Raw genomic sequence first — 12,595 nt, 5'->3', positions numbered from 1 at the left:
CGCTTCTGTTAAAAAATTTATAACGTATCGTTACTTCTTAATACCCATTTCTTCTTCAAGCCAGGCTTTAAATTCAGCACCCAGCGAATTATGACGGATGCCATATTCAACGAATGCCTGCATATATCCTAACTTATTACCACAGTCATGGCTTTTGCCCTTCATGTGGTAGGCTTCAACCGTTTCTTTTTCGATCAGCATATCGATAGCATCGGTCAACTGAATTTCATCCCCGGCACCCGGAGGGGTTTTCGCCAGCAACGCCCAGATATCCGCGCTCAACACATAACGTCCGACAATCGCAAGGTTAGACGGCGCGACATCCGCTTTTGGTTTTTCAACCACGCCAACCATCGGCACACTTTCGCCCGGCGCCAGCTCAACGCCTTTGCAATCTACCACGCCGTATGCAGTCACATCTTCTACTGGCTCAACCATAATCTGGCTATTGCCGGTTTCATCGAAACGGCGGATCATTTCAGCCAGATTATCCTGAGACAGGTCGGACTCATATTCGTCAAGAATAACGTCTGGCAGAATAACAGCGACAGGTTCGTTTCCGACAACGGGATGCGCGCACAATACGGCATGGCCCAGGCCTTTTGCCAGCCCTTGACGTACCTGCATAATAGTGACATGCGGAGGGCAAATAGACTGAACCTCCTCCAGAAGCTGACGCTTAACGCGTTTTTCCAGCATCGCTTCCAGCTCAAAACTGGTATCAAAGTGGTTTTCAATAGAGTTTTTAGACGAGTGCGTAACAAGCACGATTTCAGTAATGCCAGCAGCGATACATTCGTTCACGACATACTGAATTAATGGCTTATCAACCAGCGGCAGCATCTCTTTCGGGATAGCTTTGGTCGCTGGCAACATCCTGGTTCCCAATCCCGCGACCGGGATAACGGCTTTTTTGACTTTCGAATTAAGGGCAGCCATTTAAAATTCTCCTGGACTGTTCATGTATTGAACGTGTTCATTAATCTGTATCGTGTTCCAGTATATCAGTACCAGAACAAGCCTCAGGTCCAAAAAGGACTTATATTGGTATAATTAAGACAAATACTTATAAATCTGCCGCAGATAGTAACACTCGTCGGGAAAGGCCGGTAAAGCAATTTCCGCTCACTCTTCCGTTTGGTCATTCCGCAGACAACATCAATCGCAGACGCCCTCCTGCGCCCCATATTTGACACTGCCACGAGTCGCAACGCTGGCTTAATTGGTTAAGGTAGGCGTTACCCAATGTTCCTAGCGGCACGCCGCTGCTAATTTGAACCTGATGAGCGCCCGTATTTAAGGTGGCGTTCAATCCGGCGGAGACGAGAATCAAATTTTTGAGCTCACTGTGATAGTAGCCGACAAATAGCGGGAATTGCCCAGGTAAATTGGCTTGCCTGAGCAGATGATTTACCTGTTTTAATAGCGCGCCTAACTCCGGTAAACGGTGCTTTTGTTGGCCTAGCTGATCCTGCAATAAGCCGTTAAATAGCGCTCGCAGCAACAATGCGGCTAACACGCCGTTATCGCCCGCCCGGGTGACATCCAGGCAATAAAATGCCAGTTCGTTATCAGATAGCGGCGCAATATCCAGCACCAGTCCAGGCTGATCGGCGGAGACGAGCTGCCGGTAATTAATGCGGCAATGAGAAATCACCTGCTGTACCGGGGGCTGCAATTCCTGCAACAATTGCGCTGCGGCGGTCGGATTACTCACCATTGCATCCCAGTCACGAAACAGGCGTTCTTCTTCTTCAACCCGCGAGTTAAACATATTAGGGTATAAGCAAGCGAATACGGTTTCCCGCAAGCGGTTGAGATCTTTTACCGGCTTCAGCAAGACATCTTCAACCCCAAGGCGTAACGCTTTGGCGATATCCGCCATATTTTCTGTTGCGGAAATAACCAGAATAGGCGTCTGGTCTCCGCGATTACGTAAGTTTTCTACCAGTTTGAGACCGTTCATTCTCGGCATCGCGATATCACATATCATGAGATCAGGGGTAAAACGCCCCATCAACTCCAGGGCATCCACCCCGTCGCCTGCCAATGCCGTTGTCGCTCCCAAAGAGGAAAACCACGAATCCAGAAGCGAGCGAAATACAGGCTCGTCTTCAACAATAAGAATCTGTTTTCCGACCAATGGCTGCGTCATGTTCTCTCCCCTGACTGGCTTTAATCAATAGTGGCATGGTATTGCCGCTTGCGCCTGTCAGAATTTGCTTAAGTGATCGTAAAAGGTACATTAAACGTCGGTACGCACCAAGGGTATAAGTTCGTCCATCTTTTTCTCTACGGCTAACTGACCCGCCGCAATAGCGGCATGGGCGCGATGAAAATCCAGCGTAGAGATTTGCGGACAGAATGGTTGAATGAGAATATCAGGCGGATCGCCAGCCATACGGTTACGTTTAAGACGATTTTCCAACACCTGAATGGAGGTTGTCATGATTTCCATTGCCCCAGGCGAACTCACGCCACGGCGTGAAGTCAGGCTACTGAAACGTTCTTTTAAACGCTTATGCCAGGGCAGCGCATCATCGCTCTCTTCATTGATATTCCCGACATTTACAGAGAGCAAATCTTGCTGCATGAGGTGGGCATCATGTTGCAGGTCTACCGCAATAACGATATCAGCCCCCAGCGCCCTGGTTAACGAAACAGGTACCGGATTAACGACTGCACCATCTACCAGCCAGTAACCGTTATGTTCAACCGGAGACATCAGCCCTGGCATACTGCACGACGCGCGTACAGCAAGGTGTAGATCGCCTTCAGTAAACCATAGCTCTCGTCCAGTGCTAAGATTCGTCGCGACCGCGCCAAAACGTCTTGAACAGTGGTCAAAATCCGTGACGGGCATAATATCCCGATAGTGATTAAATACGCGTTCGCCGCGAAGCAACCCTCCTCTGCCCCAGGATACATCCATCAGGCGTAAAACATCCCAGTAGCGGAATGAACATACCCACTGTTCAAGCGCCGATAATTTATTACAGGCATACGCAGCGCCGACCAGTGAACCTATTGAGCATCCTGCAACGATATCAATATCAATGCCTGTTTGCTTGAGGGCTTTGATGACCCCAATATGAGACCATCCTCTCGCTGCGCCAGATCCCAGCGCCAGCCCTATTTTCATTTTTCTCATCGTACTTAACGACTTCCCCTGGCTTCAAGACGTAGCAACATCGCCACTGCTCAGTTAACATAATGCCACCCTGGCGTTCAACGCCGTTTTTTATATTCAGGGAGATTATTGTGTCTCAGCCTTGTCCCTGTGGTAGCGCTGACGAGTATAGCCTATGTTGTGGTCGTATTGTGTCCGGAGAACGAGTAGCACCCGATCCGTCACATCTCATGCGCTCTCGTTACTGCGCTTTTGTGATGAAAGACGCAGATTACTTAATTAAGAGCTGGCATCCAACCTGCAATGCGGCCGCGTTTCGTGATGATATCATCGCCGGATTTGCCAATACCAGGTGGCTCGGCCTGACTATTTTTGAACATACCTGGTCAGAAGCAGAAAATACAGGGTATGTTAGTTTTATCGCGCGTTTTTCCGAACAAGGGAAAACCGGGGCGATTATCGAACGTTCTCGTTTTATCAAAGAAAACGGTCAGTGGTATTATATTGACGGTACCCGCCCGCAGTTGGGTCGAAATGATCCCTGCCCGTGCGGTTCAGGCAAAAAATTTAAAAAGTGCTGCGGCCAGTGACGCCTGACAGTATCGATACAGCAAACACTCTCAACAGGATTTTTCCGGCAATGCAATCACTACAACGTAAAGTTCTGCGTACTATTTGTCCCGATCAAAAAGGCCTTATCGCGCGGATTACCAACATTTGCTATAAGCATGAGCTTAATATTGTGCAAAACAATGAATTTGTTGACCATCGCACCGGACGCTTTTTTATGCGGACCGAACTGGAAGGCATCTTCAATGATTCCACTCTTCTGGCCGATCTGGACAGCGCCTTACCGGAAGGCTCTGTTCGTGAACTCAATCCCGCCGGACGCCGTCGGGTAGTGATTCTGGTTACTAAAGAGGCGCATTGTCTGGGCGACCTGCTGATGAAAGCCAACTATGGCGGGCTGGATGTTGAAATCGCCGCGGTCATTGGCAACCATGAAACGTTACGCTCGCTGGTTGAACGTTTTGAGATCCCTTTCGAACTGGTCAGCCATGAGGGATTAACGCGTGAAGAGCATGACACGAAGATGGCGGACGCCATTGATACCCATCAACCGGACTATGTAGTGCTGGCCAAGTATATGCGTGTTTTGACGCCAGGTTTTGTGGCGCGCTTCCCGAACAAAATTATCAATATCCACCACTCATTCCTGCCGGCGTTTATCGGCGCGCGTCCTTATCATCAGGCCTATGAGCGCGGCGTGAAAATCATCGGCGCTACCGCGCACTATGTGAATGATAATCTGGATGAAGGTCCAATCATCATGCAGGACGTGATTCACGTCGATCACACCTACACCGCAGAAGATATGATGCGTGCCGGGCGCGACGTTGAGAAAAACGTATTAAGCCGCGCGCTGTATCAGGTTCTGGCGCAGCGGGTCTTTGTTTACGGCAATCGGACGATTATTCTTTAATCGTCAGTAATATGAATTGATTAGCTTTAATCCGTTACGGATGAAAAGTACGCAAACAGTTCATTTCAGGCAAAGGAATGCTTTACAGCGGCGTGTCATTTGATATGATGCGCCCCGCTTCCCGAAAGGAAGCGGGCCAGTATTAAGCATTACCCCGTGGTGGGGTTCCCGAGCGGCCAAAGGGAGCAGACTGTAAATCTGCCGTCATCGACTTCGAAGGTTCGAATCCTTCCCCCACCACCATTATTCACTACATCGATGTAGTTAACTCGATGAGCAATGCAGAAGTTTGCACTTGTCGGGGAAGGGTGAGAACCTTCGATTAAGGTTCGACTCGAGCGAAAGCGAGAGAACGTTGCCAACGGCAACGGCCCGTAGGGTGAGGAGCGAAGCGACAAATAATCCTTCCCCCACCACCATCTTCAAGCTTTACCTACAATTTGAATTACCCCTGGTGGGGTTCCCGAGCGGCCAAAGGGAGCAGACTGTAAATCTGCCGTCATCGACTTCGAAGGTTCGAATCCTTCCCCCACCACCATCACTTCCGTCGCGTATTTTATCCCCGTTAAGCACAGTGTCTCATATCTCTCCGTACGGGAAGGATGAGAAGCTTCGACTAAGGTTCGATTCGAGCGCAGCGAGAAAGCGTTGCCGCAGGCAACGACCCGAAGGGCGAAGCGCGCAGCGCTGAGTAATCCTTCCCCCACCACCATCATGATCTTCAGAAAGCATCTAACCTTCATTCGACATCGGTTTGTCATAATTCTATCCATGTGGGGAAGGATGAGAAGCTTCGACTAAGGTTCGATTCGAGCGCAGCGAGAAAGCGTTGCCGCAGGCAACGACCCGAAGGGCGAAGCGCGCAGCGCTGAGTAATCCTTCCCCTACCACCATCACTTCATTAAGCATCAACACCCAATCCAACTGTAATGCCCTATCTTCTGTCCCCGATACGTGCCCGCAATATGCCTGATGCGCTGCGCTTATCAGGCCTACAGAGAGTTTACGTCTGCGTAGGCCGGATAAGGCGGTTACGCCGCCATCCGGCAAACAGGCATAAAAAAACCCCGCCGGAGCAGGGTCTTATCTTACACAGATAACCGATTAGTGACGCGCACGTACAATCTGGTATTTGCGGGTCAGGTACTCGACCGGCACGCTCCAGATATGCACCAGGCGCGAGAATGGGAACAACAGGAACAGCGTCATCCCCAGTACCAGGTGCATACGGAAGATAAAGGCTACACCATCCAGATGTGCGGATGCGCCACCGTGGAAGGTCACAACTGACTGCGCCCACCCGACCAGCTTCATCATTTCACTCCCGTCCATATGCTGGGCGGAGAACGGAATGGTCAGCAGGCCCAGCGCGCACTGAATCACCAGCAGCGAGAGAATCAAAATATCTGCGCCGGTAGTGGTGGCGCGGACACGTGGGCTAAACAGACGACGCTTGAGCAGTAAAATACCGCCAACCAGCGTCAGCACGCCGCAGGCGCCGCCGGCAATCATCGCCATCTTCTGCTTCACGTCGACCGGCAGAAAAGCTTCATACATCCAGTGCGGCGTTAACATGCCCAGGAAGTGACCGGCGAAAATACCCAGAATCCCAATGTGGAACAGGTTTGACGCCAGGTTCATTCCTTTGCGATCCAGCATCTGACTGGAAGCCGCCCGCCAGGTGTACTGGCCGTAGTCGTAACGTAACCAACTACCGATCAGAAATACCGATCCGGCAATGTACGGGTAGATATCAAAGAAGAACATATTCAGGAAGTGCATTAGTGCTGTCCTCCGGTGGTGATATTCAGATATTGCGGCGCCACGGCCCCGGCAAAACGACGCTGGTGAGCGGAGATTTCCGACTCGCCACACCCCTGATCGGCGAAGAATTTCACCTGCTCTTCTTCCCAGACCGCATCCAACGCCTGTGGGGTATCATCACGTGCTTCATTCGCAATTTTTTCAGCCACTTTGTCGCTGTCGATAACGGTATTCGCCAGTTTTAACAGCAGATCGAACAGCACCGCATAACGGCTGTCACGCTGTTGCAAACGTGCGCTGAGCAGCGCCAGAATCGGCGCGATATCCTGTAACCCCCCTAACGCTTCGCTTTTCGGCAATTGCGCAAGGTATTCCAGATACAGCGGCAGATGATCGGGAAGTTCGCGGCTGTCGAGCTGCAAACCGTGCTGCTCATACTGTGCCATCAGGTCAACCATCGCCTGACCGCGATCGCGGGACTCCCCGTGAACATGTTCAAACAGCAGCAGTGATGTGGCGCGACCACGGTCAAACAGTTCGCTATAAGCGGCCTGTACATCCAGCATGTCCTGCGCGGTTAAATCGCGCAGGAAAACGCCCAGAGTCTGGGCATCCTCTTTATCCAGGTTCTCAGATGACGCGAGCGCATCGAACAACTCCTGCTGATGCTGCCACAGGGCAGCATCCGGGTACTCGAGCAGACGCGAAACAATGACGAGTTCAATCATGCGTGCGGCTCCGTTTTGCTGGTCACATCAACAGCGTCGATGCGGCGGCTGTTGAACAGATTGAATTTGGTATCAGACCCGTGGCAACCATCGCCGAAGGTAAAGCCACAACCGCTTTTCTCCGGGAATGCGTCACGCGCCAGTTCACGATGGCTGCTCGGCACCACAAAGCGATCTTCATAATTAGCAATTGCCAGGTAACGATACATTTCCTGCGCCTGGGCTTCGCTTAAACCCACCGCTTCCAGCGCGCGGGTATCCACTTTACCGTCTACGGTTTCCGCACGTTTGTAGTGACGCATCGCCAGCATGCGTTTCAGCGCCAACAGTACCGGCTGAGTGTCGCCAGCGGTCAACAGGTTCGCCAGGTACTGCACCGGGATACGCAGACTGTCTACATCCGGCAGAATACCGTTGCTGCCCAGTTCACCCGCGTCGGCGGCAGACTGAATAGGTGACAGCGGCGGCACGTACCAGACCATCGGCAGCGTGCGGTATTCCGGATGCAGCGGCAGCGCCAGCTTCCAGTCCATCGCCATTTTGTACACTGGCGATTGCTGCGCCGCATCGATCACGCTCTGCGGCACGCCGTCCTTCAGCGCCTGCTCAATGACAGCCGGATCGTTTGGATCGAGGAACACGTCCAGTTGACGCTGGTACAGATCTTTTTCGTTTTCCGTACTGGCGGCGCTTTCAATGGCATCGGCGTCATACAGCAGTACGCCGAGATAACGGATACGGCCAACACAGGTTTCGGAGCAAACGGTCGGCTGACCGGCTTCGATACGCGGGTAGCAGAAGATGCACTTCTCGGACTTGCCGCTCTTCCAGTTGAAGTAAATTTTCTTGTACGGGCAACCGGTGATGCACATCCGCCAGCCGCGGCACTTGTCCTGGTCGATCAGCACGATGCCATCTTCTTCACGCTTATAAATCGCGCCGCTCGGGCAGGTCGCCACGCACGCCGGGTTGAGACAGTGCTCGCACAGGCGCGGCAGGTACATCATGAAGGTGTTTTCGAACTGGCCGTACATCGCCTTCTGCATGTTTTCGAAATTCTGATCTTTGGCGCGTTTTTCGAACTCGCCGCCCAGAATCTCTTCCCAGTTTGGCCCGCTGGTAATTTTGTCCATCCGCTGGCCGGTAATCAGCGAGCGCGGACGCGCGATCGGCTGATGTTTGCTTTCCGGCGCGGTATGCAGGTTCTGGTAGTCGTAATCAAACGGCTCGTAGTAGTCGTCGATGCCCGGCAGATGCGGGTTAGCGAAGATTTTACCCAGCAGCAGCGCCCGGTTGCCCATGCGCGGCTGTAGTTTGCCGTTGATTTTGCGGATCCAGCCGCCTTTCCATTTTTCCTGATTTTCCCAGTCATTCGGAAAACCAACGCCAGGCTTACTTTCTACGTTGTTGAACCACGCGTATTCCATACCTTCGCGACTGGTCCAGACGTTTTTACAGGTGACTGAACAGGTATGACAGCCGATGCACTTATCGAGATTCAGCACCATGCCGACTTGTGAACGAATTTTCATTTTACGCTCTCCTGTACCTGGTCATTGCCTTCGCCATCCAACCAGTTAATGTTCTTCATCTTACGTACCACCACAAACTCATCGCGGTTGGAGCCGACGGTACCGTAGTAGTTAAAGCCGTAGGCTAACTGCGCATAGCCGCCGATCATATGGGTCGGTTTCGGCGTAATGCGCGTCACCGAGTTATGAATACCGCCGCGCTGCTGGGTAATTTCCGACCCCGGCAGGTTTACGATACGTTCCTGCGCGTGGTACATCATGGTCATGCCCGCCGGTACACGCTGGCTGACCACTGCGCGTGCGGTCAATGCGCCGTTGCTGTTGAAGACTTCGATCCAGTCGTTATCTTCAATGCCCAGATCTTTGGCGTCGGTTTCGCTCATCCACACAATCGGGCCGCCACGCGACAAAGTCAGCATCAACAGGTTATCGCTGTAGGTCGAGTGGATACCCCATTTCTGGTGCGGCGTCAGGAAGTTGAGCGCCTTCTCCGGATTACCGTTGGACTTACGCCCCATCACCGCTTTCACCGAGCGGGTGTCGATCGGTGGGCGATACACCAGCAGACTTTCGCCGAAGTCGCGCATCCACTGGTGATCCTGATACAACTGTTGACGACCAGACAGCGTACGCCACGGGATCAGCTCGTGAACGTTGGTATAACCGGCGTTATAAGAAACATGCTCATCTTCCAGACCAGACCAGGTCGGGCTGGAGATAATTTTGCGCGGCTGGGCCTGAATATCGCGGAAGCGGATTTTCTCTTCTTCTTTATTAGTTGCCAGATGCGTATGGTCGCGACCGGTAAACTCGCTCAGCGCCGCCCAGGCTTTCACCGCCACCTGACCGTTGGTTTCCGGCGCTAACGTCAGGATCATCTCTGCCGCGTCAATCGCCGTGTTGAGCATCGGCTGGCCTTTCGCCGGACCGTCCGCTTTGGTGTAATTAAGCTTACGCAGCAAGTCCATTTCGCTCTGTGTGTTCCAGGCAATCCCTTTCCCGCCGTTGCCGATTTTCTCCATCAGCGGGCCGATAGAGGTAAAGCGTTCGTAAGTCGCCGGGTAATCGCGCTCGACGGTCATGATGTGCGGCGCGGTTTTCCCTGGGATCAGATCGCATTCGCCTTTTTTCCAGTCTTTCACGTCCAGCGGCTGTGCCAGTTCAGCGGCAGAGTCGTGCTGGATCGGCAGCGTCACGACGTCAGTCTCTTTACCCAGGTGGCCTACACAGACTTCGGAGAATTTCTTCGCAATGCCTTTGTAGATTTCCCAGTCGCTTTTCGATTCCCAGGCCGGATCTACGGCGGCAGACAGCGGATGAATAAACGGATGCATATCCGAGGTATTCATATCGTCTTTTTCATACCAGGTGGCGGTCGGCAGTACGATATCGGAGTACAGGCAGGTGCTCGACAGGCGGAAGTCCAGCGTCACCACCAGATCCAGTTTGCCGTCCAGGCCATTGTCACGCCACTCCACTTCTTCCGGCTTCACACCGCCCTGTTTACCCAGATCCAGCCCCTGAATACCATGCTCAGTACCCAGCAGATATTTCAGCATATACTCGTGACCTTTACCGGAAGACCCAAGCAGGTTTGAACGCCAGATGAACAGGTTACGCGGGTGGTTTTTACCGTTTTCCGGCTGCTCGGCGGCAAAGCGAATCGAACCGTCTTTCAGGGATTTGACGGTATAATCTACCGGCGTCATACCGGCTTTTTCCGCTTCACGCGCAATGTACAGCGGGTTAGTGCCTAACTGCGGCGCCGACGGCAACCATCCCATACGCTCGGCGCGCACATTGAAGTCAATCAGATGACCGCTATAGCGGGATTTGTCCGCCATCGGCGACAGTAATTCCTCGGCGGTCACCGTCTCGTAGCGCCACTGGCTGGAGTGGTTATAGAAGTAAGAGGTGCTATTCATGTGACGCGCCGGACGCTGCCAGTCAAGGGCAAACGCCAGCGGCTGCCAGCCGGTCTGCGGACGCAGTTTTTCCTGGCCGACGTAGTGCGCCCAACCGCCGCCGCTCTGACCAACGCAACCACAGAACACCAACATATTGATTAGCCCGCGATAGTTCATATCGAGGTGATACCAGTGGTTCAGACCGGCGCCAACGATAATCATTGAACGCCCGTGCGTTTTATCCGCGTTATCGGCGAATTCCCGGGCGATACGGATGATCTGCGCCCGCGGCACGCCGGTGATCTGCTCGGCCCATGCTGGCGTATACGCTTTGGTATCGTCATAACTGGCGGCACAATTTTCATCGTTCAGGCCGCGTTCCAGACCATAGTTCGCCATGGTCAGATCGTAAACGGTGGTCACCAGCGCGGTAGAACCATCGGCCAGTTGCAGACGTTTTGCCGGCAGTTTATGCAGCAGGACGTTATCCAGCGCCACATGATTAAAGTACTCTGAACCTTCGCCGCCGAAATACGGGAAGCCCACGTCAGCAATCTCATCCTGGCTGCCCAGCAAGCTGAGCTGCAATTCAGTTTCTGCACCGGTAGTCCCGTCGCGCTGTTCGAGGTTCCATTTGCCTTTTTCACCCCAACGGAAACCAATTGAACCGTTTGGCGCCACCATTTCACCGTTGCTGTTGATAGCGACGGTTTTCCATTCCGGGTTATTTTCCTGCCCCAGCGAATCAACGAGATCGGCAGCGCGCAGCATACGACCTGCGGCATAATAACCATCACGCTCTTCAAGCATCACCAGCATTGGCATGTCGGTATAGCGGCGGACATAATCGGTGAAGTACTGGCGCGGGTTGTCGAGGTGGAATTCGCGCAGCATGACGTGGCCCATCGCCAGCGCCATCGCCGCATCGGTCCCCTGCTTCGGCGCCAGCCACAGATCGCACAGTTTGGCGATTTCAGCATAGTCCGGCGTCACCGCGACGGTTTTAGTGCCTTTGTAACGTACTTCGGTAAAGAAGTGGGCGTCCGGCGTACGGGTTTGCGGCACGTTAGAGCCCCAGGCGATAATATAGCTGGAGTTGTACCAGTCAGCGGATTCCGGCACGTCGGTCTGCTCGCCCCAGGTTTGCGGGGAGGCTGGCGGCAGGTCGCAGTACCAGTCGTAGAAGCTCAGGCAGGTACCGCCAATCAGCGAAAGATAACGTGCGCCGGAAGCGTAGGAAACCATCGACATCGCCGGGATGGGTGAGAAGCCCGCGACGCGGTCAGGGCCATAGGTTTTCACGGTGTACACGTTGGAAGCGGCGATCAGCTCGTTCACTTCCTGCCATGAGGAGCGAACAAAGCCGCCACGACCACGCGCCTGTTTGAAGCTTTTGGCTTTATCGGCATCTTCAATGATGGAGGCCCATGCCTCTACCGGATCGCGATGCAGTTTTTTCGCCTCGCGCCACATCTTCATCAGACGTTTGCGCATTAGCGGATATTTCAGTCGGTTAGCGCTGTAGAGATACCAGGAGTAACTTGCCCCGCGCGGGCAGCCGCGAGGTTCATGGTTTGGCATATCAGGACGGGTGCGCGGGTAATCGGTTTGCTGTGTTTCCCAGGTCACCAGACCATTTTTGACATAAATTTTCCAGCTACAAGAACCGGTGCAGTTCACCCCATGGGTTGATCGCACAATTTTGTCATGCTGCCAACGTTGGCGGTATCCGTCCTCCCAGTCCCGGTTTGTTTCGAGAAGCTGGCCGTGCCCATCGGCAAAGGTTTCGCCCTTCTGCTTGAAGTAGCGAAACCGGTCCAGGAATTTACTCATCGGGTTTCTCCTGTGTGGAACCTTACGGCTCTCTGATAAATCGACATTGCTTAACTAAGGGCGAAGGTAACGCGCTGAATGGGCGTGAGAATTGATAACGATCAAGGCGGACAGGGATGCAAATGGCGCGCAAACCTCCTGCATACTCCTTTTGGAGGAGGAGTTTTATTTATATATGTTACTGATTTAATTACATAAAATTAAATTTAGGCACGACA

General features: G+C 53.0%; 9 protein-coding genes, 2 tRNA genes and 3 other RNA genes. 7 read left to right on the top strand and 7 right to left on the bottom strand.

Going from position 1 to position 12,595, the window contains the following annotated elements:
• Positions 1-30 precede the first annotated feature (30 nt).
• The 3 genes from galU to rssA all read right to left on the bottom strand — a co-directional run bounded on the left by galU (position 31) and on the right by rssA (position 3,151).
• Complete coding sequence (gene galU, locus HU143_RS10745) at positions 31-939, bottom strand: UTP--glucose-1-phosphate uridylyltransferase GalU (protein WP_000729450.1); 909 nt, start codon at positions 937-939, stop codon at positions 31-33.
• A 202-nt stretch (positions 940-1,141) separates the two neighbouring features.
• Positions 1,142-2,155, bottom strand: coding sequence for a two-component system response regulator RssB (gene rssB, locus HU143_RS10740; RefSeq protein ID WP_000193432.1), 1,014 nt, complete (start codon positions 2,153-2,155; stop codon positions 1,142-1,144).
• 90 nt (positions 2,156-2,245) lie between these two features.
• Positions 2,246-3,151, bottom strand: a complete 906-nt coding sequence (gene rssA, locus HU143_RS10735; protein ID WP_001230575.1) for a patatin-like phospholipase RssA — start codon at positions 3,149-3,151, stop codon at positions 2,246-2,248.
• A gap of 110 nt (positions 3,152-3,261) precedes the next feature.
• On the opposite strand from rssA, the gene HU143_RS10730 reads away from it, so the two are divergent.
• The 7 genes from HU143_RS10730 (at position 3,262) to HU143_RS10700 (ending at position 5,506) form a co-directional block, all read left to right on the top strand.
• Complete coding sequence (locus tag HU143_RS10730; protein WP_001540172.1) at positions 3,262-3,720, top strand: YchJ family protein; 459 nt, start codon at positions 3,262-3,264, stop codon at positions 3,718-3,720.
• A gap of 50 nt (positions 3,721-3,770) precedes the next feature.
• Positions 3,771-4,613, top strand: coding sequence for a formyltetrahydrofolate deformylase (gene purU, locus HU143_RS10725; protein ID WP_001191159.1), 843 nt, complete (start codon positions 3,771-3,773; stop codon positions 4,611-4,613).
• A gap of 158 nt (positions 4,614-4,771) precedes the next feature.
• Positions 4,772-4,856, top strand: a tRNA-Tyr gene (locus HU143_RS10720).
• A gap of 44 nt (positions 4,857-4,900) precedes the next feature.
• A non-coding RNA gene (locus tag HU143_RS10715) (RtT sRNA) lies at positions 4,901-5,032 on the top strand.
• A 34-nt stretch (positions 5,033-5,066) separates the two neighbouring features.
• Positions 5,067-5,151 (top strand) — tRNA-Tyr (locus HU143_RS10710).
• Positions 5,152-5,194: 43 nt separating this feature from the next.
• Positions 5,195-5,325: non-coding RNA, RtT sRNA (locus HU143_RS10705), on the top strand.
• Between the two features lie 50 nt (positions 5,326-5,375).
• A non-coding RNA gene (locus HU143_RS10700) (RtT sRNA) lies at positions 5,376-5,506 on the top strand.
• 211 nt (positions 5,507-5,717) lie between these two features.
• On the opposite strand, the gene narI is transcribed toward HU143_RS10700, so the two are convergent.
• Genes narI through HU143_RS10680 form a run of 4 tightly spaced genes read right to left on the bottom strand, consistent with a single transcriptional unit; the run spans position 5,718 to position 12,377 of the window.
• On the bottom strand, positions 5,718-6,395 hold the full coding sequence (narI, locus tag HU143_RS10695) for a respiratory nitrate reductase subunit gamma (protein ID WP_000545594.1): 678 nt from the start codon (positions 6,393-6,395) through the stop codon (positions 5,718-5,720).
• A complete protein-coding gene (narJ, locus tag HU143_RS10690) occupies positions 6,395-7,105 on the bottom strand; it encodes a nitrate reductase molybdenum cofactor assembly chaperone (RefSeq protein WP_000571668.1) in 711 nt (236 codons plus the stop codon). The genes narI and narJ overlap by 1 nt, the downstream gene beginning before the upstream one ends.
• Positions 7,102-8,637: a nitrate reductase subunit beta gene (narH, locus tag HU143_RS10685; protein ID WP_051129272.1), complete on the bottom strand. Its 1,536-nt coding sequence runs from the start codon at positions 8,635-8,637 to the stop codon at positions 7,102-7,104. The genes narJ and narH overlap by 4 nt, the downstream gene beginning before the upstream one ends.
• A complete protein-coding gene (locus tag HU143_RS10680; RefSeq protein WP_048485653.1) occupies positions 8,634-12,377 on the bottom strand; it encodes a nitrate reductase subunit alpha in 3,744 nt (1,247 codons plus the stop codon). Before HU143_RS10680 ends, narH begins: the two co-directional genes overlap by 4 nt.
• Positions 12,378-12,595: the final 218 nt, after the last annotated feature.

It is taken from the genome of Salmonella sp. SJTUF14076 (genome assembly GCF_015534835.1).
GTDB lineage: Bacteria > Pseudomonadota > Gammaproteobacteria > Enterobacterales > Enterobacteriaceae > Salmonella > Salmonella enterica.
This window is presented reverse-complemented; position numbering and strand designations above follow the sequence as displayed.

Coding starts and splice junctions, on each gene's coding strand:
- galU (WP_000729450.1), bottom strand. CDS start 939: ATGGCTGCCCTTAATTCGAAAGTCAAAAAAGCCGTTATCCCGGTCGCG.
- rssB (WP_000193432.1), bottom strand. CDS start 2,155: ATGACGCAGCCATTGGTCGGAAAACAGATTCTTATTGTTGAAGACGAG.
- rssA (WP_001230575.1), bottom strand. CDS start 3,151: ATGAGAAAAATGAAAATAGGGCTGGCGCTGGGATCTGGCGCAGCGAGA.
- purU (WP_001191159.1), top strand. CDS start 3,771: ATGCAATCACTACAACGTAAAGTTCTGCGTACTATTTGTCCCGATCAA.
- narI (WP_000545594.1), bottom strand. CDS start 6,395: ATGCACTTCCTGAATATGTTCTTCTTTGATATCTACCCGTACATTGCC.
- narJ (WP_000571668.1), bottom strand. CDS start 7,105: ATGATTGAACTCGTCATTGTTTCGCGTCTGCTCGAGTACCCGGATGCT.
- narH (WP_051129272.1), bottom strand. CDS start 8,637: ATGAAAATTCGTTCACAAGTCGGCATGGTGCTGAATCTCGATAAGTGC.
- HU143_RS10680 (WP_048485653.1), bottom strand. CDS start 12,377: ATGAGTAAATTCCTGGACCGGTTTCGCTACTTCAAGCAGAAGGGCGAA.